Annotated in this window: 20 protein-coding genes and 1 tRNA gene; 13 read left to right on the top strand and 8 right to left on the bottom strand. The window is 68.7% G+C overall.

Annotation, left to right across the window (positions count from 1 at the left end; genetic code table 11):
* The first annotated feature begins 294 nt into the window (after nt 1-294).
* Nucleotides 295-708: a hypothetical protein gene (locus tag ACP7AB_RS09660; RefSeq protein WP_425992308.1), complete on the top strand. Its 414-nt coding sequence runs from the start codon at nt 295-297 to the stop codon at nt 706-708.
* A gap of 936 nt (nt 709-1,644) precedes the next feature.
* A complete protein-coding gene (locus tag ACP7AB_RS09655; RefSeq protein WP_426046137.1) occupies nt 1,645-2,667 on the top strand; it encodes a site-specific integrase in 1,023 nt (340 codons plus the stop codon).
* Between the two features lie 86 nt (nt 2,668-2,753).
* On the opposite strand, the gene ACP7AB_RS09650 is transcribed toward ACP7AB_RS09655, so the two are convergent.
* Nucleotides 2,754-2,830: transfer RNA gene (locus ACP7AB_RS09650), tRNA-Arg, on the bottom strand.
* A gap of 168 nt (nt 2,831-2,998) precedes the next feature.
* Between ACP7AB_RS09650 and ACP7AB_RS09645 the strand changes: the two genes are divergently transcribed.
* The gene (locus ACP7AB_RS09645) at nt 2,999-4,753 is read left to right on the top strand and encodes a gamma-glutamyltransferase family protein (RefSeq protein WP_425992336.1); all 1,755 of its coding nucleotides are present in this window, start codon (nt 2,999-3,001) and stop codon (nt 4,751-4,753) included.
* A 3-nt stretch (nt 4,754-4,756) separates the two neighbouring features.
* On the opposite strand, the gene ACP7AB_RS09640 is transcribed toward ACP7AB_RS09645, so the two are convergent.
* Together ACP7AB_RS09640 and ACP7AB_RS09635 are read right to left on the bottom strand one after the other, a co-directional pair.
* Entirely contained in the window at nt 4,757-6,232 is a 1,476-nt protein-coding gene (locus ACP7AB_RS09640; RefSeq protein ID WP_425992313.1) for a sensor histidine kinase, read from the bottom strand.
* Nucleotides 6,229-6,951 carry a TVP38/TMEM64 family protein gene (locus ACP7AB_RS09635; protein ID WP_425992315.1) on the bottom strand — a complete coding sequence of 241 codons (723 nt, stop codon included), beginning with the start codon at nt 6,949-6,951 and terminating at the stop codon, nt 6,229-6,231. Before ACP7AB_RS09635 ends, ACP7AB_RS09640 begins: the two co-directional genes overlap by 4 nt.
* Before the next feature lie 159 nt (nt 6,952-7,110).
* Between ACP7AB_RS09635 and rpmH the strand changes: the two genes are divergently transcribed.
* The 6 genes from rpmH (at nt 7,111) to ACP7AB_RS09605 (ending at nt 13,209) form a co-directional block, all read left to right on the top strand.
* A complete protein-coding gene (gene rpmH / locus ACP7AB_RS09630) occupies nt 7,111-7,245 on the top strand; it encodes a 50S ribosomal protein L34 (protein ID WP_013268133.1) in 135 nt (44 codons plus the stop codon).
* Nucleotides 7,246-7,274: 29 nt separating this feature from the next.
* Entirely contained in the window at nt 7,275-7,700 is a 426-nt protein-coding gene (gene rnpA, locus ACP7AB_RS09625; RefSeq protein WP_303696425.1) for a ribonuclease P protein component, read from the top strand.
* Nucleotides 7,701-7,705: 5 nt separating this feature from the next.
* Nucleotides 7,706-9,538, top strand: coding sequence for a membrane protein insertase YidC (yidC, locus tag ACP7AB_RS09620; protein WP_425992318.1), 1,833 nt, complete (start codon nt 7,706-7,708; stop codon nt 9,536-9,538).
* Complete coding sequence (gene yihA / locus ACP7AB_RS09615) at nt 9,535-10,176, top strand: ribosome biogenesis GTP-binding protein YihA/YsxC (protein ID WP_425992320.1); 642 nt, start codon at nt 9,535-9,537, stop codon at nt 10,174-10,176. Before yidC ends, yihA begins: the two co-directional genes overlap by 4 nt.
* Nucleotides 10,177-10,378: 202 nt before the next feature.
* Nucleotides 10,379-12,265 carry a cobaltochelatase subunit CobT gene (gene cobT / locus ACP7AB_RS09610; protein WP_425992322.1) on the top strand — a complete coding sequence of 629 codons (1,887 nt, stop codon included), beginning with the start codon at nt 10,379-10,381 and terminating at the stop codon, nt 12,263-12,265.
* Nucleotides 12,265-13,209, top strand: coding sequence for an esterase-like activity of phytase family protein (locus ACP7AB_RS09605; protein WP_425992324.1), 945 nt, complete (start codon nt 12,265-12,267; stop codon nt 13,207-13,209). Before cobT ends, ACP7AB_RS09605 begins: the two co-directional genes overlap by 1 nt.
* A 30-nt stretch (nt 13,210-13,239) precedes the next feature.
* Here ACP7AB_RS09605 and ACP7AB_RS09600 read toward each other — a convergent pair whose 3' ends face one another.
* Nucleotides 13,240-16,110: an ATP-dependent DNA helicase gene (locus ACP7AB_RS09600; protein ID WP_425992326.1), complete on the bottom strand. Its 2,871-nt coding sequence runs from the start codon at nt 16,108-16,110 to the stop codon at nt 13,240-13,242.
* An 81-nt stretch (nt 16,111-16,191) separates the two neighbouring features.
* Here ACP7AB_RS09600 and ACP7AB_RS09595 point away from each other — a divergent pair, with 81 nt between their 5' ends.
* The 4 genes from ACP7AB_RS09595 to pdeM are packed head-to-tail and all read left to right on the top strand — an operon-like array spanning nt 16,192 to nt 20,223.
* Nucleotides 16,192-16,431, top strand: coding sequence for a hypothetical protein (locus ACP7AB_RS09595; protein WP_425992328.1), 240 nt, complete (start codon nt 16,192-16,194; stop codon nt 16,429-16,431).
* Nucleotides 16,428-16,865: a type II toxin-antitoxin system VapC family toxin gene (locus ACP7AB_RS09590; protein ID WP_425992329.1), complete on the top strand. Its 438-nt coding sequence runs from the start codon at nt 16,428-16,430 to the stop codon at nt 16,863-16,865. Before ACP7AB_RS09595 ends, ACP7AB_RS09590 begins: the two co-directional genes overlap by 4 nt.
* Nucleotides 16,862-19,483 carry a ligase-associated DNA damage response DEXH box helicase gene (locus ACP7AB_RS09585; protein WP_426046136.1) on the top strand — a complete coding sequence of 874 codons (2,622 nt, stop codon included), beginning with the start codon at nt 16,862-16,864 and terminating at the stop codon, nt 19,481-19,483. The genes ACP7AB_RS09590 and ACP7AB_RS09585 overlap by 4 nt, the downstream gene beginning before the upstream one ends.
* Complete coding sequence (gene pdeM, locus ACP7AB_RS09580) at nt 19,480-20,223, top strand: ligase-associated DNA damage response endonuclease PdeM (protein WP_425991875.1); 744 nt, start codon at nt 19,480-19,482, stop codon at nt 20,221-20,223. Before ACP7AB_RS09585 ends, pdeM begins: the two co-directional genes overlap by 4 nt.
* Here the strand turns inward: pdeM and ACP7AB_RS09575 are convergent.
* The 4 genes from ACP7AB_RS09575 to ACP7AB_RS09560 form a co-directional block, all read right to left on the bottom strand.
* The gene (locus ACP7AB_RS09575; RefSeq protein WP_425991877.1) at nt 20,220-20,636 is read right to left on the bottom strand and encodes a DUF3429 domain-containing protein; all 417 of its coding nucleotides are present in this window, start codon (nt 20,634-20,636) and stop codon (nt 20,220-20,222) included. The genes pdeM and ACP7AB_RS09575 overlap by 4 nt on opposite strands.
* Complete coding sequence (locus ACP7AB_RS09570; RefSeq protein WP_425991879.1) at nt 20,636-21,445, bottom strand: TIGR02186 family protein; 810 nt, start codon at nt 21,443-21,445, stop codon at nt 20,636-20,638. The genes ACP7AB_RS09575 and ACP7AB_RS09570 overlap by 1 nt, the downstream gene beginning before the upstream one ends.
* Nucleotides 21,442-22,368: a sulfite exporter TauE/SafE family protein gene (locus tag ACP7AB_RS09565; RefSeq protein WP_425991881.1), complete on the bottom strand. Its 927-nt coding sequence runs from the start codon at nt 22,366-22,368 to the stop codon at nt 21,442-21,444. The genes ACP7AB_RS09570 and ACP7AB_RS09565 overlap by 4 nt, the downstream gene beginning before the upstream one ends.
* A gap of 98 nt (nt 22,369-22,466) precedes the next feature.
* Nucleotides 22,467-25,466, bottom strand: a complete 3,000-nt coding sequence (locus ACP7AB_RS09560) for an SEL1-like repeat protein (protein WP_426046135.1) — start codon at nt 25,464-25,466, stop codon at nt 22,467-22,469.
* Nucleotides 25,467-25,581: the final 115 nt, after the last annotated feature.

The raw sequence follows: 25,581 nt of genomic DNA, 5'->3' as shown, positions 1-25,581 counted from the left end.
GAAGGCGGGACCCCACCCGATATGAAATAACATACTGAATGAGAATAATATTTCGGGGCGAGACGGGGTCCCGACAGACGCCTATCAGCATGCGCGCCAACGTATTGTTACATGGCGAATTCAACCACCTAGGCTGCCACTCGATGGGGTCCGATTTCGACGCCGATCCACAGGTCATGGATGCCGCCAACGACGCCTAGTCAGGCGACATGTGTCGAAAAATGCGCTTGACAAGTAGTTGAAAATAAACGTGTTTCTTGACACGTGGTTATGGGTCGTGCTAGAGATAAACCTATGATGGAAGCCACCTCTTTCCCACCTCGGCCGTATTTCGGCGCTCGACCCGTCTGGGCGTCACTGCGCGCGGTGCGCCCCCTACCGCCGTTCAGCGACAACATCTTGATGCTGAACCTTGTCGTTCACGAGCATCGTCCAGACACTGACGGGTTCTTCCCCCAAGGAGCAGCGGTGCTGCTGGAGCGGGAGGTCCGGTTCATCTGGCATCGCGGGGAAGTCTACAATGAGCTGCCGTTCTGGGTTCCGTTCGCCCCCGGCGAAAAGCTGCTCCCCTTCATGTCTGCTAGCCTATCCGATGGAACGGTAGTGGCCGTCGGAGGGGTTCGCCCCGCGCCCGGGGGGCAATTCTCTGACCGAAATGTGCAGGTGGCGGCCGCTGCAATCGTCCTGGCAACTGAGCGCAGTCACTGAGGCTTCGCTTGGAGGCCACCACAACCTTGAGACTGACGGGAAGCGCGACGGTGATGAAGCGGCCCCTTCTTGACCTGGCTGCTTGGCTCCCGCCCCACGGGGTCGAGCGTCGGTCGGAACTGGTCAGCGATGAGTGGCTGGCAGGTGAGCTGGCGCGGGACGCCAACCCAGACCGCATTGTGGAACTCGACCCTGGCCATCACCCGCTTGGCGAACCGCAGCCCATCCACAAGATCGCGGCCGCCGGTTTCGACCCGATATAGGAGGCCTCACCATGGGGTTCACGGAACGCGTAACGCACCTGACAGACTACGAACGAGGCCGTCGCGCGACGCGGTTGCCGTTCGAGTCTACGCCGACTCCGTATCGCCCGACCGAGCCGCGCAGCGCACTCGATGAGCGGGTCCGCGCGGACCACAAAGGGTCTCAGGTTAGAGTTCGACCGCGCCGAGCGGAGTTCGAGCCCGGCCATCCCCGCCATGTTCCGGAGACCTGGCCGACCTTGCTAAGCCGCGATCAGCTCTGCGCCTATATCGGCGTGGGGGTCGAGACGATCACTAAGGTCTGTCCCGTGCGACCGTTGGACATGGGTGCAAGCCTAGTGCGCTACAGCCGTGCCCAAATCGACGAATGGGTGGCTACACTGCCGCCGCGTTTGATGGTCTCCCAACAGCCGGCAAATGCTACTGCCGCATCGCCGAGTGCGCGGGGGTTGGCCGATGTCGCGGAGACCCGCGTTGAGGCCGCGCTCGACCGAGTTCGCGCCCGCGCAGGGGGCTCGAAATGGCGGAAGACGGCCTGATCAAGGTCCGATACATCCACCGTGTCCATCGGCAGGGCCGCGTCTATCTTTACTTCCGCAAGGGCGACTACCACGAAGGCCCTCTCGGATCGACCGACGGAACGCTGGAGCTTCAGGCAGAAGTCGACACGATCTTGGCCCGGCTGACGAAGGCGCAGGAGGCGGCTTCTAAGCCCGCCCCGAACACCATCGGCGGCATGCTGAGGGCCTACAACAAATCGGCCGAGTTCCTCTCGAACGCCCGATCAACACAGCGGGCCTGCCAGGACCACATCGACGAAATGACCGCCGACTTCGGCGACGTCCTGCTGTTCGAGGTCACTCAGGCCTGGCTGCGCGACCTGCGCGACGCCTGGGCGATCCGGGGGCACAGAGCGGCGAACGTCAGGATGCAGGTCTTGAAAAACGCGCTGGCGCCGGCAGTCAACGATCAGGCAGACGTGCGGATAAAGGGCGACCCCTTCCACAAGCTGGCCAAGGTCAAGCGTCCTCACGGCGCGCCTGAGGCTCACCCGATTTGGGAGGACCACGAAGTTGAGGCCGCGATTGAGGACGCGATCGCGCGCAAGACCCCCGGCCTCGCCCGAGCCATCGGGCTTGGACGTTGGGGCGGCTTCCGCCGGGCGACGATCTGCGCGATCCCTCTCAATGCTCGACCCATCGGCTATGACGATGATGGCGCGGCTCACACGCGCCTGTTCTGGGTGACCGAAAAGAAGAAAATCCTGTGTGACAAGCGCGAAGACCCTCGACTCACGGCGCTCATGGCCCGAACTCCCAACGTCGCCATGACGATCGCCTACAACGCCGACGGCATGCCCTGGAAGGCTCGCCAGTTGAACCAGGCCATCGATCGGCTGATGGCGCGGCTGGCCCAGGCAGGAAAGGTCCGCGCGGCCGTCACCGAGAAGGGGGAGGTTTACTGCCCGTTGGACATCCACGGCCTGCGTCACGCGCGGGGCGTCGAAATCGCCATGGCCGGAGGATCGGATGCCGAGATCATGTCCCAGCTTGAGCACGCCACTGACCGAGCAGCGAAAATCTACCGCCGTCAGGCCGATCGCCGCCGCATGGCGGACGGCGCGCAAGACCGCGTGGACAAGGTCGTGAGCCTAAGAGAGGCCAGAAAGACCCGAGACGCCGCGAACAAGGCGTGAATGCCGACTGTAAAACCGGGTGTAAAAAGACTGTAAAACAGCCCGCCCGCTTCAGCCCAAAGGGCCGCTAAGTCATTGAAAAGAAATGGCGCGCCCGGAACGATTCGAACGTCCGACCCTCAGATTCGTAGTCTGATGCTCTATCCAGCTGAGCTACGGGCGCGCACAGGCCTTTACGGCGAGGGCGGGTATCTAGCGGGTCGTCTTGCCGGGCGCAACCCGGTTTTCGAGGCCTTTGTAAAACGGGCGCTTGGAGAGGCGGACGGCGGGGCTTAGGTCGGGGGGAGGCGCCTGTCCGCGCCAGTGTTTTCGGGTCGCCTCCCAGATGATCATGTCGAATTCGCCGTTCCGTCCGTTGCTCGTCGCCGTCCTCGCGCTGGCATCGACCCTGGCGCTGGCCGGTTGCCAGACCACGACGGTCGGCGGCGCGTCCGCCCCGGCCGAGGCCGCCGGGACCCCCGCCACCCGTCCGGCGCGCGGTCCGTTCGTAGCAGCGGCCAATCCGCTGGCGGTCGAGGCGGGGATGGAGGTTCTGAGGCGCGGCGGGTCGGCGGTGGACGCCGCGGTCGCGGTGCAGGCGGTGCTGGGGCTGGTCGAGCCCCAGTCCTCGGGCCTCGGCGGCGGGGCCTTCATCATGGTCTATGACGCCGGGACGCAGGAGGTCACGACCTATGACGGGCGCGAGACGGCGCCCTCGGCGGCGACGCCCGAACTGTTCTACGAGAACGGCCGCCCCCTGCCCTTCGTGGACGCCGTGTTGAGCGGGCGATCCACGGGCGCGCCCGGCGCCGTGGCCGCCCTGGCGATGGCGCAGGCGACGCACGGAAGCCTGCCCTGGTCCTCCCTGTTCGCCGACGCCGAGCGTCTGGCCCGCGACGGGTTCACGGTCAGCCCGCGTCTGGCCGGTTTTATCGCCGGAACATTCGGGCAGGCGCGCACCCGCTGGGCCACCGAGTATTTCACCAGGCCCGACGGCAGCCGCTACGTCGCCGGCGACACCCTGCGAAACCCCGCCTACGCCGAGACGGTCGCGACCATCGCCCGCGACGGGATCCAAGCCCTGCGCACCGGTCCGATCGCCGAGGCCATCGTCGAGACGGTGCGGGCCGAGCCGCGCCCGGGCTCGCTGAGCGACGCCGACCTCGCCGCCTATCGGCCCATCGTCCGCGACGCCCTGTGTCGTCCGTTCCGTGTCTATGTGATCTGCATCCCGCCGCCGCCGTCCAGCGGCGTGGCCCTGCTGCAGCTCCTGGCCATGGCCGAGACCCCGACCGCCGCCCCAGTTCTCGCCGAGGGCGAGACCAGCGCCGCCGCCTGGACCATGTTCGCCCAGCTGCAGCGGCTGATGTACGCCGACCGCGACCGCTATGTCGCCGACCCGGCCTTCGTCGGCGTGCCCGTGGCCGGCCTGCTCGACCCCGATTACGTCGCCTCCCGCGCCGCCCTGGCCCCCGGCCTGGCCGGCGCCGCCATAGCCGGGACACCGCCCGGCGGCGTGTTCCGCGCCCCTGACGCGACGGCCGAGCCTTCCGGCACCTCCCACATGGTCATCGTCGACGCGGCCGGGAACGCCGTCTCCATGACCACGACGGTCGAGAGCATCTTCGGTTCGGGCCGGATGGCGGCGGGCTTCTTTCTCAACAACCAGCTGACCGACTTCTCCTTCTCGCCGACGACGGCGGAGGGCGCGCCCATCGCCAACGCCGTGGCGGCGGGCAAGCGGCCGCGCTCGTCGATGTCGCCGATCATCATTCTGGATCATCAGGGTCGTCTGGTCGGGGCCATGGGCTCGCCCGGCGGATCGGCGATCCTGGCCTATAACGCCAAGGGACTGGTCGGGACGCTGATCTGGGGCCTGCCGGTGCAGGCGACGTTCGACCTGCCCAACCTCGTCGCCAAGGGTCCGGGCTTCGGCGCCGACACGTCGCGGTTCGGGCCGACCCTGACCGAAGGGCTGGCGAGGAACGGCATCATCCTCCAGCCCAACGCGTCGGAGACCTCAGGCCTGCATGGAGCGATCTGGCGCGGAGATCACTGGGACGGCGGCGCCGACGACCGGCGCGAGGGCGTGGCCCGGACCGAATAGGCCTCAGCCCGGCAGGCGCAGCTCGAAGGTCGTGCCGGTCGGGCCGGTCTCGACGAGGCGCAGCTCGCCCTCATGGTTCGCCGCCAGTTCGCGCGAAATCGTCAGGCCCAGACCGGTGCCGTCCGCCGAGCCGCCCGAGACGAAGGGTTCGAACAGGCGCTCGGACAGGCGCGGCGGAATGCCGGGGCCGTCGTCGACGATGCGGATGACGCACCAGCCGTCCTCTCCCGAGGCCTCGACCATGACCGAGCCAAGCGGGCCGCCCTTCCTGCGCGTTGCGCGCGCGGCGTCGCCCTCGATGGCCTGACGGGCGTTGCGCATCAGATTGACCAGGATGCGGTGCAGTTGGTCTGCGTCGGCCTGAACGGCGAAGCGTCCCGGAAGCGCCTTCACCAGCCGTACGCCGTGGGCCTCCAGTCCCGCATCCTCGGCGGCGGATGTCACGGCCGGGGCCAGCGCCACCCGATCCTTGACCGGCGCCGGCTCTTCGGACTTGCCGTAGTCCAGCACATTGCGGGTCAGGGCGGCGGCCCGACCCAGGGCCCGCTCCAGACGCGGCAGGGCCTTGGCCACCTGGGGGTCGGCGGAATCGGCCAGACGCTCCGAGGCGATCTGGGCCGAGGTCAGCATGTTGCGCAGGTCGTGGTTGATCTTGGCCACCGCCTCGCCCAGCGCCACGAGACGCGAGCGGGAGCGCAGCGCCTGACGCACCTCCTCCTGCATGACGGCCAGTTCGCGTTCGACCCGGCCAATCTCGTCATGGCGGTCGGAGGGGGTCGGGGCGACGGTCCGGGGATCGGCGGCGAAGCCTTCGATGGAGCGGGTTACCCGCCGCAGGGGCTGCAGCACCAGGAAGGCGAGACCGGCGTAGAGCAGCCCGCCCGCGACCACCGAGATGATGATGGACACCAGAAGACTGTTGAGCAGGAAGGCGCGCAGTTCGATCTTCAAAGGCTCGGCCGGCGCGACCACGTCGATGAAGTCGCCGGAGCGATAACGGGGAGCTGCCCGCGCCCGGATCGACCGGTCGGGATGGCCGAACAGGGTCCGGACCGGATCCAGCAGCTTCGACCCGGAGCTGCGCCCTCTCAGGTCGATGAAATCGGGCGCGCGGACCAGGTTCGGGGCCTGCAACAGCTGGCGCATGACGCCCTGGTCGCTGATCGCCACCGCCGACACCCCGCCGATGCGCAGCAGCTGTTCCGCCGTCTGATCGTCCACGGCGCTGTAGGGCAGGGCTTCGACCCCCACGGAGGCCAGTTCGGCGGCCTGGAGCCGGTCCAGCAGCCAGCGCTCGTGGAAGGTCGCCGCATTGGGCCCCAGGATCAAAGCCTGCACCGCCACGGTGAACAGCACGGTCAGCAGCAGCAGCCGCGACGACAGGCCGTCGGGCGCCTGGAGCTTCAGCCGCTCGCGCCAGTCCGCAGGCGGCCGCAGCCGGTCGAACAGGTCGCGCGGAATGACCCGGGGCGGCCTCACGGCGTCGCGGCTCCGGGCAGGCGCGCCTGGATCGTCTTCAGGATGAGAGGCAGGACCACGGCCAGCACGAAGACGCCCGCCATCGGGGCCCAGAACTGGCCGAACAGGGCCTGGATGTCGGGGTTGGGGTTCTCGGCCAGCAGCTGGTTCAGCCGCGCCCCGATCCAGCAGTAGATGATGTGAGCCGGCAGCAGGCCGATGACCGTGGCGACGGTATAGGGGACCAGCCGCACGGACATGATCCCGGCGGCGATATTGATCATGTGGAAGGGCACGACAACAGCAAGACGCGAGGCCAGAACATACCAGAAGGTGTCCTTGTCGATGGCGGCGCAAACCGTCTTCAGCATCCCCTTGTCGCGTTCCGCCTTGCGACGCAGGTCCTCGCCAAGGGCCGAGCGGGCGACCGCATAGACGATCAGGGCACCGACGGTGGCGGCGATGGAGGTCGAGACCCCGCCGACCCATGGGCCGAACAGATAGCCGGCCGTGATGGTCACGAAGAAGACGCCGGGCACCACGCTGGCGGTCGCCGTGGCGAACACCGCCATCAACACCAGCAGGGCCAGCAGATAGTTCTGGGCCGTGAAGGCGCGCAGCTCGTCGCCGTGGTCGCGCAGGGTGTCGAGCGACAGATAGCGGTTCCAGCCCATGCCGAAGATCAGGGCGATGACGCAGGCCAGAAGAATGAGGGGAAGAAACCGTTTCAGGCGATCCATGGCGTTTCCAACGGCAGCATTCTCAACGGGTCTGGGCGTTTTCAGGCTATAGGACGTCGTCGGCGGCGTTGACAGCCGCAGCCCCTCCGCTTATACGCCCGCCCTTCCCGCAGAGGACACGTTCGTCCCCCGCGCCACTCATAACCCCTGGAGCCGACCGTGAAGCGGACCTATCAGCCGTCGCGACTCGTGCGCAAGCGCCGTCACGGCTTCCGTTCGCGGATGGCCACCAAGAACGGACAGAAGATCGTTGCGCGGCGTCGCGCCAAGGGCCGCAAGAAGCTGACGGCTTAAGCGGCCTTCCCCTCGATCAGAGGGGATCGATGACGATTGCCATTACAATCCATCGCCTGACCTCGCGGCCCCAGTTTCTGGCGGCCGCGAAAGGCGTTTCTCAGGCCCGCGGCGCCGTGGTCGTCCAGCGACTGGACCGCGCCGACGGGGATGCGACGATAGGCATCGGCTTCACCGCCACGCGCAAGGTCGGCGGGGCCGTCGTCCGCAATCGCTGCAAGCGCCGCCTGCGCGAGGCCGCCCGCGCCCTGGTCGGACAGCACGGCGTGCCTGGAAGCGACTATGTCTTCATCGCTCGACAAGGCACTCCGGACCGGCCCTGGGAGCGTTTGCTTGACGATGTGAAATCGGCGCTTACAAGGCTCGCGAGCCCCGCCGACGGCCCCAGACCGGCCCGCCCGGTCCCACCTTCTCCCGACACGCCCGTTCCCCTTTCCGACGACCTGGACCGCTGATCCGAATGAAGAACGAGAACACGCGCAACATGGTGATCTTCGCCGTGTGCACGGCGGCGATCCTGCTCCTGTACCAGGTCTTCGTCATGGGCCCGCAGATGGAGCGCCGGAAGGCTGCCCAGGAAGCCGCTGCCGCTGAACAGATCGCCGCGCCGGCGGGGACGACAGCGGACGCCGTTCCCGGCTCCACCGCGACCACGGGCGCGCTGACATTCGTTACGGATCGCACCGAGGCGCTGGGCACGGTCCCGCGCATCCCGGTCTCCACGCCGACGCTGCAGGGCTCCCTGTCGCTCCAGGGCGGTCGCATCGACGACCTGTTCCTCAAGAACTATCGCCAGACTGTCGATCCCTCTTCGCCCTATGAAGAGCTGTTCCGCCCGCAGGGCATGGAGCACGCCTATTTCGCCCAGTTCGGCTGGACCGGCCCCAATGTCGCGGGCGGCGTTCCCGGCCCGAACACCGTCTGGCGCCTGACCGGCGGCTCGACCCTGACCGAGACCACCCCCGTCACCCTGACCTGGGACAATGGACAGGGCCTGCGCTTCACCCGAGTTATCGCACTCGATGCGCAATATATGTTCACCGTCACCGACACGGTCGCCAACCTCGGCACCGCCCCGATCGTCATCGCCCCCTATGGCCGCATCGAGCGCCAGGGCGTGCCGCCGGTCCTGGGCAAGACCCAGATCCTGCACGAGGGCGCCATCGGCACCTTCTCCAAGGGCGACGGCTACGCCACCACCCAGCTGAAGTACGGCGACTGGGCCAAGAAGCCGCGCGAGGAGTTCGAGTCCGTCGGCGGCTGGATGGGCATCACCGACAAATACTGGATGGCGGCCCTGATCCCGCCCCAGACCGAAACGATCCAGGCCGAGTTCCGCGTCACCGACGCCTCGACCTACAACATCCACGAGGCCCGTATTCTGGGCGAGGCGCGGACGATCGATCCGGGTCGCCAGATCACCGAGGTCCAGCACCTGTTCGCCGGGGCCAAGCGCAACGAAATCCTGTCGGCCTATGAGAAACAGTACGACCTGCCGCGCTTCATCTATGCGATCGACTGGGGCTTCCTGTTCTTCCTGACGCGCCCGATCTTCCTGCTGGTCGAGTTCTTCTACGGCCTGGTCGGCAACTTCGGCGTGGCCATCCTGCTGCTGACCCTGACCATCAAGCTGATCATGTTCCCGCTGGCCAACAAGAGCTACGAGAGCCTGTCCAAGATGCGGAAACTCCAGCCGCTGATGGAGAAGATCAAGGAGCAGAACAAGGACGACCCGCAGGCCCAGCAGAAGGCCACGATGGAGCTGTACCAGAAGGAGAAGATCAATCCGCTGGCGGGCTGCCTGCCCATCCTGGTCCAGATCCCGGTCTTCTACGCCCTCTACAAGGTGCTGTTCGTCACCATCGAGATGCGTCACGCGCCCTTCTTCGGCTGGATCCGCGACCTGTCGGCGCCGGACCCGACCAACATCTGGAACCTGTTCGGCCTGATCCCCTGGGATCCCTCGTCCGTGCCCCTGGTCGGCAATCTGATCGGTTCGCACGCCGGCGGCTTCACCCTGGCGCTCAGCGTCCTGGCGATCATCTACGGCTTCACCATGTGGCTGCAGCAGGCGATGAACCCGCCCGCGCCCGATCCGGTCCAGCGCCAGATCTTCGCCTGGATGCCGATCGTCTTCACCTTCATCATGGCCGGCTTCCCGGCGGGCCTGCTGGTCTACTGGGCGTGGAACAACGTCCTCTCGATCGCCCAGCAGTATTTCATCATGCATCGCTTCGGCGCCGAGAACCCGATCGACGACCTGATCGCCAAACTCACGAAGAAGCCCGCTTGACCGAGTATTCCGACGAAGAGGTCGAGGCTGCACGCGTTCTGTTCGCGCGCCCGGCGACCTTCGTCATGGGCGCCGCCAAGATCGAGCAACTTCCAGAACCCAACCTGCCGGAGATCGCCTTCGCCGGAAGGTCGAACGTCGGCAAGTCCAGCCTGATCAATGGCCTGGTCGGCATGCACAAGCTGGCCCGCGCCTCCAACGAGCCGGGCCGGACGCGGGAGGTCAACTTCTTCGACCTCGACGGCAAGCTGCGGCTGGTCGACCTGCCCGGCTACGGCTGGGCCAAGGCGTCGAAGACGACGGTGCGTCAGTTCCAGAACCTGGGCCGCGACTATCTGCGCGGCCGGGTGACGCTGAAGCGGGTCTATCTGCTGATCGACGCCCGCCATGGCCTGAAGTCGGTGGATACCGAGGCGCTTGATGCGCTGGACCTCGCCGCCGTCAGCTATCAGATCGTCCTCACCAAGGCCGACAAGATCAAGGCGCACGAGCGTGACACGGTTCAAGCGGCGACGCTCAAAGCCATCTCCAAACGCCCCGCCGCCTTCCCGGCGGTGATCGTGACCTCGGCCGAAAAGGGCTCGGGTCTGCCGGAGCTAAGGGCGGAGATCATGCGCACGACGGGCGCGGAACTTTAAGCACTGCTTTCTCCCTCCCCCGAGGGGGAGGGTCGTCGCGCAGCGACGGGGTGGGAACGGCCGGCGAGGCAGATACAGACCTGCGATGTTTCACCTTGCCGCCCCCACCCGGTCTCCGCTGCGCTCCGACCACCCTCCCCGAACGGGGAGGGAGAGACGCTCTGCTCTGGCCTCTCCAGCCCCGACCGCCTAACTAGCCCCCATGCCCCCCGCCGACACCCCTGCCGAGGTCTTCAAGCGCGCGCTCGCCCATGCGGCCCGCGCCCTCGCGGAACAGTCCGAGCTCGAAGTCGTGTTCGGCTCCGACGGCCCCAAGCTGACCGGCGGCGTCCTGACCCTGCCCCATCCGCCGCGCACTCCGTCGGAGGGCGACACCGCTGCCATCCGGGGGCAGGCCGACCGGCTGGCCCTGCGTCTCGCCAACCACGACCCGGCGATCCACTCGACCTTGCGCCCCGCCGACAGCCGCGCCGCCGAGGTGTTCGAGGCCGTGGAACAGGCCCGCGTCGAGGCCCACGGCTCCACCGCCCTGGCCGGCGTCCGCACCAACATGAACGCCGCGCTCCTGACCCGTCTGGAGAAGATGGGCGCCCTGCGGATCACCGAGGCCGACCGCGTTCCCGTCGCCGAGGCCGTCGCCCTGCTGCTGCGCGAACGCGTCACCGGCCAGCGCAGTCCCGACGGCGCCGGGGCCATGCTCGATCTCGTCCGCACCGACATCGAGGCCAGGGCCCACGTCCAGCTCGACAAGCTCGCAGAGACCGCCGGTGATCAGGCCGCCTTCGGCAAGGCGCTGAAGGACGTGCTCCGCGCCCTCGACCTCGACCCCGGCGACGGGCGCGGCGACGACGCCTCCGAGGACCAGGGCGACGAGGAGCCGGATCCCCAGGAACCCGAGGCCAGCGAGGACCAGGACGAGGAGGAGGACGAGAGCGGCGGCGAGGGCGGCCAGTCGATGGACGGCGCCTCCGACGACCCCACGTCTGAACAGGACCGCGACGCTCGCCCCGACGGCTCCCCCGCCGAGCGGGACGGCGACGCCGCCGACGACGGCCCGGACGTCGCCGAGGGCGCGCTTCCGAACCGTCAGGAGAACGCCGACGACGGCCGCGCGATCGACTTCTACAAGGTCTTCACCACCGCCTATGACGAGGTCGTGGACGCCGCCGACCTGTGCGACCCGATGGAGCTGGAGCGGCTGCGCTCGCTGCTGGATCAGCAGCTGACCATCCTGTCGTCGGTCGTCGCCCGTCTGGCCAACAAGCTGCAGCGCCGGCTGATGGCCCAGCAGAACCGGTCCTGGGCCTTCGATCTGGAAGAGGGCGTGCTCGACACCGCCCGTCTGACCCGCGTCATCACCGACCCGACCAGCCCGCTGTCGTTCAAGATGGAATCGGAAAGCCCCTTCCGCGACACGGTCGTCACCCTGCTGCTCGACAACTCCGGCTCCATGCGGGGCCGCCCGATCATGGTCGCGGCGGTCTGCGCCGACATCCTGGCGCGGACGCTCGAACGCTGCGGCGTCAAGGTCGAGATCCTCGGCTTCACCACCCGCGCATGGAAGGGCGGACAGGCGCGCGAGGCCTGGATCACAGCCGGCAAGCCGTCGATGCCCGGCCGCCTCAACGACCTGCGCCACATCATCTACAAGGCCGCCGATTCCCCCTGGCGCCGGGCCAGGAAGAACCTCGGCCTGATGATGCGCGAAGGCCTGCTGAAGGAGAATATCGACGGCGAGGCCCTGACCTGGGCCCACGACCGGCTGAAGGCCCGGCCCGAGTCGCGCCAGATCCTGATGGTCATCTCCGACGGTTCGCCGGTCGACGATTCCACCCAGTCCGCCAACGCCGCCCTCTATCTCGACAAACACCTGCGCAAGGTGATCGAGGACATCGAGACCCGGTCCCCGGTCGAACTGATAGCCATCGGCATCGGCCACGACGTAACCCGCTGGTATCGCCGCGCCGTCACCATCGTCGACGTCGAACAGCTGGGCGGCGTCATGATCGAGAAACTGGCCGAACTGTTCGACGCGGCCCCGAAACAGGGGGCGAAGAATGGCGGCCGTCGCCTCAAGCGCGCGGCGTGATGCGGCTGCTTTTCCGCGCAGCGGCGTCGCTGGCCCTCATGGGCATGGCGGCCTGCGCGGCGATCGCGACCTCGATGCCCGGCCGGGTCACTGGTCCCGACCATGCCCTCCGCATGGAAGCCCGCCATGTGCCCCTGGGCATCGGCGGCGCGACCCTGGCGCCCGGCGTCACCTATGGGGGCGGCCTGATCCTTCGCGGGCCTGGACTGCACGGCCTGTCCGACCTGAAGATGCAGGGCGACCGGGCCTGGGTCGTCAGCGATTTCGGCGACCTCGTCCGCTTCACGATCCGGCTCGACCGCAACGGCCGCCTGACCTCGGCCGACCGCGCCGTAAGCCGCCCCCTGACCGGCCCGGACGGCGCCGTCCTGACGCCCAAGGCCAATGCCGATGCGGAAGGGTTGGCCCTGCTCCCCGACGGCCGGGTCCTGATCAGTTTCGAGCGCGATCACCGCATCTGGTCCTATGGCGTCGGGGCGAACGACCGGCCGGTCCTGGTCTCCACGCCCCGTCACCCGTTCGAGGACAATCAGGGAATCGAGGGCCTGGCCCCCGCCCCCGACGGCCACTGGCTCGCGCTCGGCGAGGCCGGCGGCGCCTGGCTCTGCGACGCCGACGCCTGCGAGCCCCTGCCCAACGCCCCGACCGCATACACGGATGGCTTCCTGACCACCGGAGCCGATGTCGACCCGGCGGGCGGCTGGTTCATCGTCCAGCGTCTGTTCACGCCCCCGCTCAACATGCAGGCCCGCGTCCGCCGAATGGCCCCGGACGGGACCCTGTCGGACCCCCTGATCCACCTGCGCCCACCGGCCTCGACCGACAATTTCGAAGGCATCGCCGCGGTCCCGACCGCGACGGGGACGCGCATCTATCTGCTCAGCGACGACAATGACAACTTCGTCCAGAAGACCCTGCTGCTGGCCTTCGATGTGAGGCGCTGACTGGCCCCTTCTCCCGCAAGGGATGAAGGATCAGGACAAGAAGCTCTTCGTCAGCTCGATCGCCTCGACCAGGCTCATCCGCTGCACCTCCGTCCCCGGCGGGAGGGCGGCGAACAATCGCGTCGGCGTGGCCGCGTCCAGCATGACGAACACCCCCTTGTCGTCCGCCCGCCGGATCAGCCGCCCGAAGGCCTGGGCGATGCGGGCGCGGGCCAGGGCGTCATCATAGCCCTTGGCCCCGAACTTCTCGCGCCGGGCCTTGTGCAACAGGTCGGGACGAGGCCAGGGGACGCGGTCGAAGGCGAGAAGACGCAAGCTGCGGCCGGGCACGTCCACGCCGTCGCGGACCGCATCGGTGCCCAGCAGGCAGCTGTCCTGTTCGGCGCGGAAGATGTCGACCAGGGCCCCCACCTCCAGCGGATCGACATGCTGGGCGTAGAGGGGGATCTGGGCCTTGGCCAGGTCCGGGCCGAGGCGTTCGTAGACGGCCTTCAACCGGCGGATGGCTGTGAACAGGCCCAGGCCCCCGCCCCCGGCCGCCAGGAACAGTTCGCGCATCGCGGCCGCCGTCTGGCGCGGGTCGTCCTTGCCCACGTCGTTGACGACGATCACCCGGCTGTTCGAGGCATAGTCGAAGGGGCTCTCGACCTTCAGGGTGCGCGCCGGTTCGATCAGCCGCGCGGCCCCGGTGCGCATCCGCGCCATGCCGAACAGGTCGCCTCCGCTCGCCTCGGCGATCGGGTCGGACAGGGTCGCGGAGGTCACCAGCACGCCGTGCGCGGGCAGGATGACGGCCGCCTCCAGCGGCACCGTCGGGTCGATCCAGTGACGGCGCAGGGCCACGTCGTGGATGCGGCCGAACGCCGTCTCGACCGAAAGCCAGTCGACAAAGTCGGGGTCCGGTTCATCGCCACCGTCCTGGAGCGCCGCCAGCATGGAGCGCCAGCCCGGCAGGGTCATGCGGGCGCGACGGTCGAGGCCGCGCAGCGCCCCCTCGATGCGGGCGCGGGCGGAGCCGTCCAGTTCGGCCGCCTCGTCGTCGAGGATGTCCTCCAGATGCCGGGCGAGGGCCAACAGGGGGGCCTCTACCGCCGCGATGGCCTGGGCGGCGCTGCGCGCGGTCTCCAGCAGGGGTTCGGTCGCGGGGCGGACGGCGCATTCGGTGCCGAACTCCGAGCTGGCCGAGGGCGCGGCCTCCGACGTGCGTGCCCGGATCTGTTCCAGCGCGGCCATCAGGAACTGTTCGATCGGGCCGACGGGGTTCACCTCGCCCGACGGCGGGGCGATGCGCCCGGAGATGCCTTCCCCCGGCAGGGCCGCGGCCGCGCGGATGGCGTCCTGAAGCGCCCTGGCCGCTGCCTCGTTGTCGGCGCACAGATCGCCCAGTCGCTGTTCCAAACCGCGACCGCGACGGCCACGTCCCTCCGGCCCCCGGATCCAGCGACGCAGCTCGGCCGCCTCCTGACCCGACAGACAGGCAGAGAAGGCGCTGTCGGCGGCGTCGAACAGGTGGTGGCCCTCGTCGAAGACGATGCGTTTGAGGGCGGCGGTCTCGCCGTCCTGTTTCAGGCCACGCGCCGAGCGGGCGCCGTCGAAGGCGGCCTGGGTCATGACCAGGGCGTGGTTGGCGACGACGAGGTCCGCCCGGCGGCTGGCGCGGATGGTCTTCTCGACGAAACAGGTTCGGTAGTGGGGGCAGGCCGCGTGGACGCATTCGCCGCGCCGGTCGACGAGGTTGCCGGCCGAGGCTGGGCTTGCAGACTCCACTGCGAACAGGCCGGGCAGCCAGCCGGGGAAGTCGCCGCCGGTCATGTCGCCGTCGCGGGTGTGCAGGGCCCAGCGGCTGGTCAGGGCCAGGCCGATCAGGTCGCCATTGCCCAGCTGGGCCGCCTGGACCATGTCCTGAAGGTTCAGCAGGCAGAGGTAGTTCTCCCGGCCCTTGCGGACGACGGTCTTCTTCTTGCGCTCGACCGGGTCGGGCCAGAGGGCGGCGCTCTCGCGGTCGATCTGGCGTTGCAGGGCGCGGGTATAGGTCGAGACCCACACCGCCCCCTGATTGCGTTCGGCCCACAGGGAGGCGGCGGCCAGATAGCCCAGGGTCTTGCCGGTGCCGGTGCCCGCCTCGGCCAGCAGCATGCGCGGCCGGCCCTCCTCGTTGCGGGGCGAGAAGGCATAGGCGGCCTCGGCGGCATAGTCGGACTGGGTCGGGCGCATCTCGTCGAGGCCCGAGGCCTGCAGCAGTTTCTCGAGCCGGATGCGGGCCGATTCGGAATCGACCGGAGCGGACCCTGCCTCCCCGCGCGGCGCCTCGTCCTCCCACTCCGTCAGCCGCGACCAGGCGTCGAGGCCGGAACCGCGATACTGGCGCGCCCGGAGCGGCCCTGCCTGAAGCGCGCCCGACACCCGCCACGCCCAGGACCAGCCGGCGCTGCCCCCGGAAGGTTTGGCGAGCGTCTCGGCCAGGGTGAAGGCGTCCTCACGGTGCGGATAGGCGGGGTCGGCCAGTTCCTTCAACAGGACGGCGGCGGCGGCGCGCAGGGCGGCGGCCTGGGCCTCCGCGCCCTTGGGTTCGGCCATGCCGAGCGCCAGGGCCAGCCCGCTCGGCGACGGGGCGCAGAAGGTCGCTGGCCGCACGAAGGCCCACAGCTCCAGCACGTCCAGAAGGTCATTGGACCGGGGCGGGGCGGACAGGCCCAGCCTGCGCGCCGTCAGCGAGGCGTGGGCCACCATCACAGGCCCACCAGTAAATACGCCCTCAGCGGCGCCGCGCCCAATCTTCCGCGCACCCTCGTCGTCGCAGATCGCCCCCGCGCCCGGCGGCACGGCCAGCGCGGGCGGCAGGACGAGCCACGGCTCGGCGCCGGTCAGGCTGCGGTTGGAGAGGACGGATTCGTCGGACACGTCCGATAGATAGCGACGAACGGCATGAAACGGAACGGGAACATCTGGTTCGAGCGCATGAAATGCGGTAAGCTCAGTGCCATGAACAAGATCGTCTTGAACGATGATTGGCTGAAAGCTCTGGCCGCCAAGGTTGACGACGAGGGTCCGCAGGCCGTCCCCGTCGAAGGCCGAGGACGCTATATGCTTGTGTCCGAAACCGAGTTCCGTCGGCTGTCGGAGCGCAAGCCGACGTTCAAGGAGTGGTTGTTGACGGGTCCTCGGCTCGACGATGTCGAGATCGAACGCGACCCACGGCCGGCAAGAGATTTCTCTTTTTGAAGTTTCTGCTCGACACCAATGCGATCAGCGAGACGCTGAGGTCCCGGCCGAATTCGGGTTTCATGGAATGGTTCGCTTCGGTGGGTGCGCCGGAAGACGACGTCGATGATCGGCTTCATGTCAGCGTCCTGACCATCGGCGAAATGCGTCGCGGTGCGCTGCGGTTGGGGCCGGACCCGCGCGGCGAGATCCTGCAGGATCGGATCAAAGGCATCATCGCCGAGTATCACGACCGGCTCATACCCGTCGAACTCACGGTCGTGGAGCGATGGGCGCCCTTGGCGGAAGCCTATCGAACGGCAGGCATCGCCGTCGGCATCACCGATGAGCTGCTGGCCGCCACCGCGCTTGTTCACGACCTTGTGCTCGTCACGCGCAACATTCGCCATTTCGAGCACAGCGGCTGCAAGCTGCTGTCGCCGTGGAGCGAATGACCGCCAGCCTCCCTCCCCTGTTCGCCGACTGGTTCGTGTCTCGCGGCTGGAGCCCCCGCAGGCATCAGCTGGAGATGATCGCGGCCGCGCAGAAAGGGTCCCACGCCCTGCTGGTCGCGCCGACGGGAGGCGGCAAGACGCTGGCGGGGTTCCTGCCCAGCCTGATCGACCTGGCCGAACGCGGGCCGAGGCCGCCGCATGGGCCGGGCAGCGGCATCCATACGATCTATGTCTCGCCGCTGAAGGCGCTGACGACCGACGTCGAGCGGAACCTGATGACGCCGATCCGCGAGATCGGGCTGAACATCCATGTCGAGAGCCGCACCGGCGACACCAAGCAATCCAAGAAACAGCGTCAGCGCGACAACCCGCCCGACATCCTGCTGACCACGCCCGAACAACTGGCCCTGTTCTGCGCCTGGGGCGGAGCGCGGGCTTATTTCGCCGACCTGAAATGCATCGTGCTGGACGAGGTGCATGCCATCTGGTCGGGCAAGCGGGGCGACCTGCTGAACCTCGGCCTCGCGCGGCTGCAGAGCTTTTCGCCGGGGCTGAGACGGGTGGCCCTGTCGGCGACCATCGACGATCCGGACTTGATTGCGCAGTGGCTCGGTCCGCACGATCCTCCCCCACTGGGGGAGGGGGACCGCGAAGCGGTGGAGGGGGCCAGCCCCAGAGGATGGGCTGCGGCCGGACCCCCCTCGTCGGCTTCGCCGCCACTCCCCCCAACGGGGGGAGATCGGGTCGTGATCGTAAAAGGCGATCCCGGCGCCGTTCCCATCATCGACGTGCTCGTGTCAGAGGGACGCGTGCCCTGGGCCGGGCACACGGGCCAGCATGCGATCCCCGAGGTTTATGAGGCGATCCAGCGCTCGGGCCTGACCCTGGTCTTCGTCAACACCCGCTGGCAGTGCGAATTCGTGTTCCAGCAGTTGTGGGCCATCAACGACGACAACCTGGCCATCGGCCTGCACCACGGCTCGCTGGCGGCGGAGCAGAGGCGCAAGGTCGAGGCGGCGATGGCGCGGGGCGAGCTGCGGGCCGTGGTCTGCACCTCGACGCTGGATCTGGGCATCGACTGGGGCGACGTCGACCTGGTCATCCAGATGGCGGCGCCGAAGGGCTCGAGCCGGTTGGTGCAGCGGATCGGACGGGCCAACCACCGGCTGGACGAACCGTCGCGCGCCCTGATGGTGCCGGCCAGCCGGTTCGAGCTGCTGGAATGCCAGGCGGCCAAGGAGGCCGTGGCCGAGAACGCCTTCGACTGGGAACCGCACCACATCGGCACGCTGGACACCCTCGCCCAGCACGTCATGGGCGTGGCCTGTTCGGAACCGTTCGATCTGGAGGCCCTGCACGCCGAGGTCGCGTCCTGCGCGCCCTATCGCGGCCTGAGCTATGAGGCGTTCGAGGAGGTGGTCGATCTCGTCGCCACCGGGGGATATGCGCTGCGCACCTATGATCGGTTCGCGCGGATCGTGCGGACGCCGGAGGGCCAGTGGACCGTCCGCAATCAATTGATCGCCCAGCGCCACCGGATGAATGTCGGGGCCATCGTGGCGGCGGGGACGCTGAACGTGAAGGTCGCCTCGCAGCGGGGCGGTGCTTCGAAACAGCTGATCGGCGGGCGCAAGGTCGGCGAGGCCGAGGAGTGGTATTTCGAACAGCTGACGCCCGGCGACACCTTCGTCTTCGCCGGTCAGGTCTGGGCGTTTCAGGGCATCAACGGCATGGATGCCCTGGTCACCCATGCGACCGACAAGGACCCCAAGATCCCGTCCTGGGGCGGGTCGCAGTTCCCGCTCGGCACCTCGCTGGCCGCCCGCGTCCGGGCCATGATCCAGAACCGCGATCACTGGCGCGTCCTGCCCGTCGATGTGCAGGAATGGCTGGAGCTGCAGGCCGAGCGGTCGATGATCCCCGATGCCGACAGTCTGCTGATCGAGACCTTCCCGCGCGGCAGCCGCCATTTCATGGTCGCCTATCCGTTCGAGGGTCGGCTGGCGCATTCGACCCTGTGCATGTTGCTCACCCGCCGGCTGGACCGGCTGGGCGTCGGGCCGCTGGGCTTCGTCGTCACCGACTATGCCTTCGCCATCTGGTCGATCAAGCCGATGGACGGCCTGGACTGGGACGCCCTGTTCCAGCCCGACATGCTGGGCGACGACCTGGAGGCCTGGCTGGAGGAGAGTTTCATGATGAAGCGCACCTTCCGCAATTGCGCCCTCGTTTCCGGCTTGATCGAGCGTCGACAGCCCGGAGCCGAGAAGACCGGGCGCCAGGTGACCTTTTCCACGGACCTGATCTACGACGTGCTCCGCCGCCACCAGCCCGATCACCTGTTGCTAAGAACCGCCCGGTCCGACGCCGCGTCCGGCCTGCTGGACGTCGCGCGTCTGGGCCAGCTGCTGAACCGGATCGCGGGACACATCCGCCACGCGCCGCTGGAGCGGGCCTCGCCCTTCTGTGTCCCGGTGTTAGTCATGATCGGGCGCGAGCGGGTCGGCGGCGACGCGGCCGACATGATTCTGGAGGCCTCGGCCCAGGACCTGATCGACGAGGTCATGGAAGACGCCCATCCGAGGCCAGGCGGGGCCGAACTGATGGGCGCGGCATGAACGCCGCCCTGCGAGCGACACTGACCCCGGCGCGGCGACCGTGCGGGTCGCTGTCGGTCCGGGTCATGGGCGAGCTCTGCGTGCTGCGCTGTTCGGGCGCGCTGTGGCTGCCCGACCATGGGACACTGGTGGCAGGCGACCTGCACCTGGAGAAGGGTTCGGCCTTCGCGGCGCGCGGTCAGATGCTGCCGCCCTACGACAGCCGCGCGACGCTGGATCGGCTGGAGGCGGAGATCGCCGAACGGAAGCCCGAGCGCGTCGTCCTGCTCGGCGACAGCTTCCACGACAGCCGGTCCATCGGGCGGATGGCGGCGGACGACCGGACACGGCTGGACCGGCTGGCCCTCGGGCGCGACTGGGTCTGGCTGGAGGGCAACCATGATCGCGAAGCGTTGACGGCGGCGGATGGGGATGCGGTCTCGGGCCTGCCCGGCCGCGTCGTCGGCGACCTGCGGCTCGGCGCCCTGTCCCTCACCCACGAGCCGATGCCGGAGGCCGAGGACGGCGAGGTGGCGGGCCACCTGCACCCCTGCGCGCGCGTCGTCGCCCATGCGCGGATGGTGCGGCGGCCGTGTTTCGTCACCGACGGGCGACGGCTGATCCTGCCGGCCTTCGGGGCCTTCACCGGAGGACTGAACGTGCGGGACGCGGCCATCGCCGGGCTGTTCGCGGAACCGCCGATGGCGGCGGCGCTGGGCAAGGACCGGGTCCACGCACTGGCGTGGAACGGGCTGGTCTAGAAGGACTGCATCACGACGAGCAGGCTGAGCGCCGCGCCGCCGGTCGCCGTCAGCCGCAGGTCCCGGTACCAGGCCGGCGCGGTCCTCAGGTCCCAGTACAGCATGGCGATCAGGCCGAAGATCATGACCAGCAGCTGAAACTCATCGGGCACGGTCGGAAGGAAGGTCAACCAGGCCGCGACCGCCGGCAGATTGCTGAGCACCAGCTGAAGCCAGTCCGGCTCCGGACCCGCCATCGTCCGCCCCCATCGAGCCCCGCCCAGGAAGGACAGGATGATCGCGCCATAGACCGTCAGCGGCTCGACCCAGACCCGCGCGCCGTCTGGCGTCAGAAGCACCAGGGCGGCGCATCCGATGAAGGGGATCAGTCCCGCGAGCGTCAGCGTCCACGCCGTCAGTCGAGCCCGATCCATCAGCTTCTCCGGAACACCCTGCTCGCCAGATACCCCATGCCTGCCGCCAGCAGGACGCAGAGCACGCCATAGCTCCACGGTCGTCGGTGCGCGAACTCGTAGACGTCGCGTTCGAAGCCGACCTTCTCGACCGTCAGGGTCAGGTTGGACACGCCCGCCGGTTCGCCGTCGCGGAACAGCCAGACCTCGGCATGGTATTCGCCCGTCGGCGCGGTCGCCGGCAGCTCGACCTGGGCGCGGAACAGGCCGCGATCAACGAAGCGGACCCCGTCGGGATCCGTGTCATACAGCGCCGCCGCCTCCTTCAGCCGGATCACGGCGCGGCGCCAGTCGAGATAGTCCTCGCCAAGCCGCGAGATCACCACGTCACGCACGCCGTAGCGGGTGACTGTGCGGCTCTCCTCCGGCGCGTCGATGCGCAGGTGATCGACCCCGACGCCCAGACGCCTCAACTGCCCGAAGCCGGCGATGTCCGGCAGCGGCCGGGTCGAGGCGGTCATGTAAAAGCCGGGCGCGCCCTCGAACAGGACGGGACGACTGTTCAGCCAGACGCCGAGGTTGCGGGTCTTCTTGACCAGACGGATCGGGGCGTCGGGCCCGCGCACCACGACGACCACGTCGGTCGGGTCGTCGGTCGGATTGAACACCGCGCCGTAGAGGACGATGCTCGCCCCCTGGAAGCTGGAATCGACCTGAACTCGCGCATCGGTCAGGGCGGCGGCGACGCGCAGTTCTCCCTGCGTCCCGACGGACATCTCAGGGGCGGGCGCCTCGATCGCGGGCGGCGGCGGGGGTGGCGTCTGGATCATCCGTCCGACACCCCGGGCGCCAGAAGGAAGATGTCGGACGGCCGGACGAACAGGTCCAGCCCCATCTGGATGCCGACGAACAGGATCAGCAGGCCCAGCGCCGCGCGCAGGACATCGGCCCGGAACCGGCCCGCATAACGCGCGCCCAGCTGGGCGCCGACCACGCCGCCGACAAGCAGGAGGCTGGACAGGACGATGTCGACCGTCTGGTTGCGGCCGGCCTGAAGGATGGTGGTGATGGCGGTCGTGATGATGATCTGGAACAGGCTGGTTCCGACGACCACGCCGGCCCGCATGCGCAGCGCATAGAGCATTGCGGGGACCAGGATGAAGCCGCCGCCGACCCCCATGATGGCCGACAGCACGCCGGCGAAGACGCCGAGGCCGAACGGCGGAATGGCGCTGATATAGAGGCCCGACTTGGGGAAGCGCACCTTCCACGGCAGGCCATAGAGCCACAACGGACGACGGCGCTCCTTGTGCGGGGCGATCTCGCCGCGGTGACGGCGGAGAATTTCAGTCAGGCTTTCCTGCAGCATCAGCAGGCCGATGGCGCCGAGGAAAACGAGGTAGGACAGCGCCACGACCAGATCCGCCTGGCCCAGCAGGCGCAGGTAACGGAACAGTTCGACCCCGCCGATCGCTCCGACGGCGCCGCCCGCGGCCATAATGCCGCCCATGCGGAAATCGACCGCGCCCTGGCCGGTGTACCGGATCACGCCGGAGGTTGAGGAGGCCACGACGTGGCTGGCCTGGCTGGCGACGGCCACGGTCGGGGGGATGCCGAGGAAGACCAGCACCGGCGCCATCAGGAAACCGCCGCCGATGCCGAACAGGCCGGACACGAATCCGACCAGCGCGCCCAGCAGAACCAGGAGCGGCCAGTTCACCGAAACCTCGGCGATCGGCAGATAGATCTCCAAAGGGCGGGCCTTCGGCTGGAACGGATAAGCTTAAGCGCCGGAAGGCGAGCGAAGGTGTCTTAGTCGGACGGCGTTTTCAGGACCACCCTGTTAAACGGTCAGGCGAGCGGTTCCAGCGCGAAGGCCTCGGCCTGGGCGCGGGCGGTCTGTCGCGCCGCCGCCGGAAGGGTCGGGGCCAGCCGATCGACAGCGGCCTGGGCCTGGGGATCGCCGGCGCGGGCCGCGATCAGGTACCAGCGATAGGCCTGGGTCGGATTGGGGGCGATGCCCTCGTCGCCGTTATCATAGATGCGGGCGACATTGTACTGGCTGTCGACCAGACCCTGGTCCGCGGCCCTCCTGAGCCAGTCCAGCGCCTCGGCCCGGTTGCGGGCGCCGCCGACGCCGTCGAACAGATACATGCCGAACGCGTGCATGCCGCGTGCGTCGCCACCCTCGGCCGCGCGTCGGGCCCACAGGCGGCTTTCCTCAAGGTCGGCGGCGACGCCGTTCTCGCCGGATTGATACAGACCGGCCAGCTTCAGCTGGGCCTGGGGCTCGCCCAGGTTGGCGGCGCGGGTCAGGGTCTCGACCCCGGCCGGATCATTGCGGTCCAGCTGTTCCGTCGCCTGGGCGAACAGGGTCTGGGCCTCGGTCGCATCGGCGGGCGCGGCGTCCAGGGGCGCATCGGCCGGACTGAGCGCCAGGGCGGCGATCGGGGTCGCCTCGGCCTCGCCGCTCGACTGACCCAGAAGTTGGCCGACATCCATGATCTCATAGCCGGTCAGCCGACCGGTGGCGTAGAGGCCGCAGACGACGGCCACGCCGGTGACCGAGGCCAGGAAGGCCTTCTTGACCGTGCCATCGCGCGAGGCCTGCTTGTCCAGCCGCTCCTGCAGACGAGACTTGCCGCCCTTCTTCAGGCCGCCCAGTCCAAAGCTGGCGCGGGGGGCGGGCTCGGCGGCGCCCGGCGTGTTCATGGCGGCGCGGGCGGCCGAGATGGTGTCGCGGGTCGAGGCGGCGCGGCCGGCGGCGGCGCCGCCGCCCAGACCGGCGCGCAGGCGACGGGCATCCACGAACTCGGTCTCGGCCGCGAAGTCATCATCGCCGCCATCGAAGGTGCGGGCCGACGGGAAGGCCTCGGCGACCACCCCGGCAAAGGCAGCCTGCGGCGCGGCCTGATCCGCAGACTGGGGCGTGATCTCTGCGATGGCATCCAGTGCGTCGCTGACGTCGGCGCCGCCGAAACCGCCGAAGGGCTGGACCGCCGAACCGAACGGGGTCGGCTCGGACGCGACCGGCTCGAAGCGTCGCGGCAGGGCGTCAAAGCTGTCTTCGGCCCCCAGGGAGGCGACGACAGGTTCGGGCGCGAGCGCGGTCTCGGAGGGGGCCTCCGGGAAGGGTTCGATATCGGCGGAGAGGGAATCAATCGACCAGCCGTCATCAGCCGAGGCGAAGTCCTCGGCCGGGAAGGCGGCGGAGCGCCAGTCGGGCTGGGCGAACTCGGCGGCTGGCGGCAAGGGCTGCGGGGTCGGGTCAAACACCGGCGCAGGCATCGGCGCGGCGGTTTCGGCCAGACGCTGGTCCAGGGTTTCGCGCGCCTCTGCCAGCAGCTTCGCCGTGCGTTCTTCGGACAGGCGCATGCGCTCGGCCAGTTCGCCGGAGGCGCGGTCATAGCGCTGCTCGATGCGTTCGGCGCCCTCGCCCATGCGGCGGCCAATGTCTTCCAGCGCCTGGGCGGACTTGCGTTCCGACTGGGCGATACGGTCGGCGAGGCGGTCGGAGATGCGGGTGATCTCGACGCCCAGTTTTTCCAGGGCGATGGCGTGCTGGTCGTCGGCGCGGTTCAGGCGATGCTCGATCGCCTGACCGTAGCGGCCCATGTCCCGCTCGATCTTGTCGGACACGGTCTTGGTCAGGGCCGTCTCGAACTTCTCCAGACGCGCGTCGCCGACGGTCTCGATGCGGTCGACGCGGGTGTCCAGGTTCTGGGCGATGCGCAGGACCTCGCGGCCCATCGCATCGATGCCCTGGGCGGAACGCTGCTCGGCCGAACGCGCCTGTTCGCCGAGCGAGGCGATGGTCGCCTCGATGCGGGCCATGCGACCCTCGCTCTCGGCGGTCTCCAGCCGGCGCATCATCTCGGTGCGGTTGGCGTCGACCTGGCGGGAGAGCGTCTCGGCCAGTTTCTCGAACCGGGCGGCCTCGCGGACGCCTTCGGGCTCGACGCGGGTCTCGGCGGCGCGCAGCCGCTGGTCGAGGCCGGCGAAGGAGCGCTCCAGATTGCGCAGGGCCTCGGTCGTCTGGCTCTGCGCCGCATCCAGTCGCTGGCCGACGCGCGCCAGCATATCCGAACCGGCGCCCGGACCGGCGACCTTCTCGACGGCCTCCAGACGCTGAAGCAGGGTCTGGCTGTGGGCGCGGTTGCGCTCTTCAAGATCGTAGAGACGGCTGGTCAGGGCGGCGACGGCCGTGTCGGTCTTGCCCCAGGCATCAACCTTCTCGACACCGTCTAAACGCTGACGCACCTCGTTCAGGCCCGAGCGCTGACGCTCCTCGATGTCATACAGACGACCCGCGAGGCCGCCGACAGCCTGTTCGACCTTGGCGATGGTCTCGACGGTCTGGGGGCCGACGTCCTGTTCGAACCTGCGAAGGCGCTTGTGGCCCTCTTTCAGTTCGTCGGAAATATCGTCGATGCGGCGGCCGTACTGGCCCGCCTGCTGGTCCTGCGCCTCCATGCGACGCACGAGGCCGGATACGGCCTGGTCCACACCCTGGATGGCGATGGTGGAGCGACGCTCGGCGGCTTCAAGACGGGCGGCGATGGCGTCGACCGAGGCGGCGACGCGCTGCAGGGTCTCGTCGTCGCGGCCGTAGCTGCGGCTTTCGGGCTCATAGGCGTCGTCGAGGCGGCGGGAGCGGCCGCGACGATCGAACGTCTCGGCGGCGTGCGGACGGCGCGGCAACGGCTGAACGCCGTCGTCCTCGTCGTCCATGATCATGGTGTTGAGCCACTCGCCCAGCGTCATGCCTGAACGGCGCGCCAGATCCTTGGCGACCTCGCGCGCTTTCGGGTCGATCCCCTTTACGCTCCAAGGCGCAGCGGCTGCGCTCACTGATTCGACTCCCGACCCATAGGCATCACGCTAATCGCCCATATCCGGGGTGTAAACGTGTGGTTAACCCCAACATCTTGATGGTTGGCCAATCACCTGTGGATAGGCTCCGCCG

The sequence above is a fragment of the Brevundimonas sp. TWP3-1-2b1 genome (genome assembly GCF_049896165.1).
Lineage (GTDB): Bacteria > Pseudomonadota > Alphaproteobacteria > Caulobacterales > Caulobacteraceae > Brevundimonas > Brevundimonas subvibrioides_B.
Note: the sequence above shows the minus strand (reverse complement) of the source record. Positions and strands in the feature narration are given on the sequence as shown.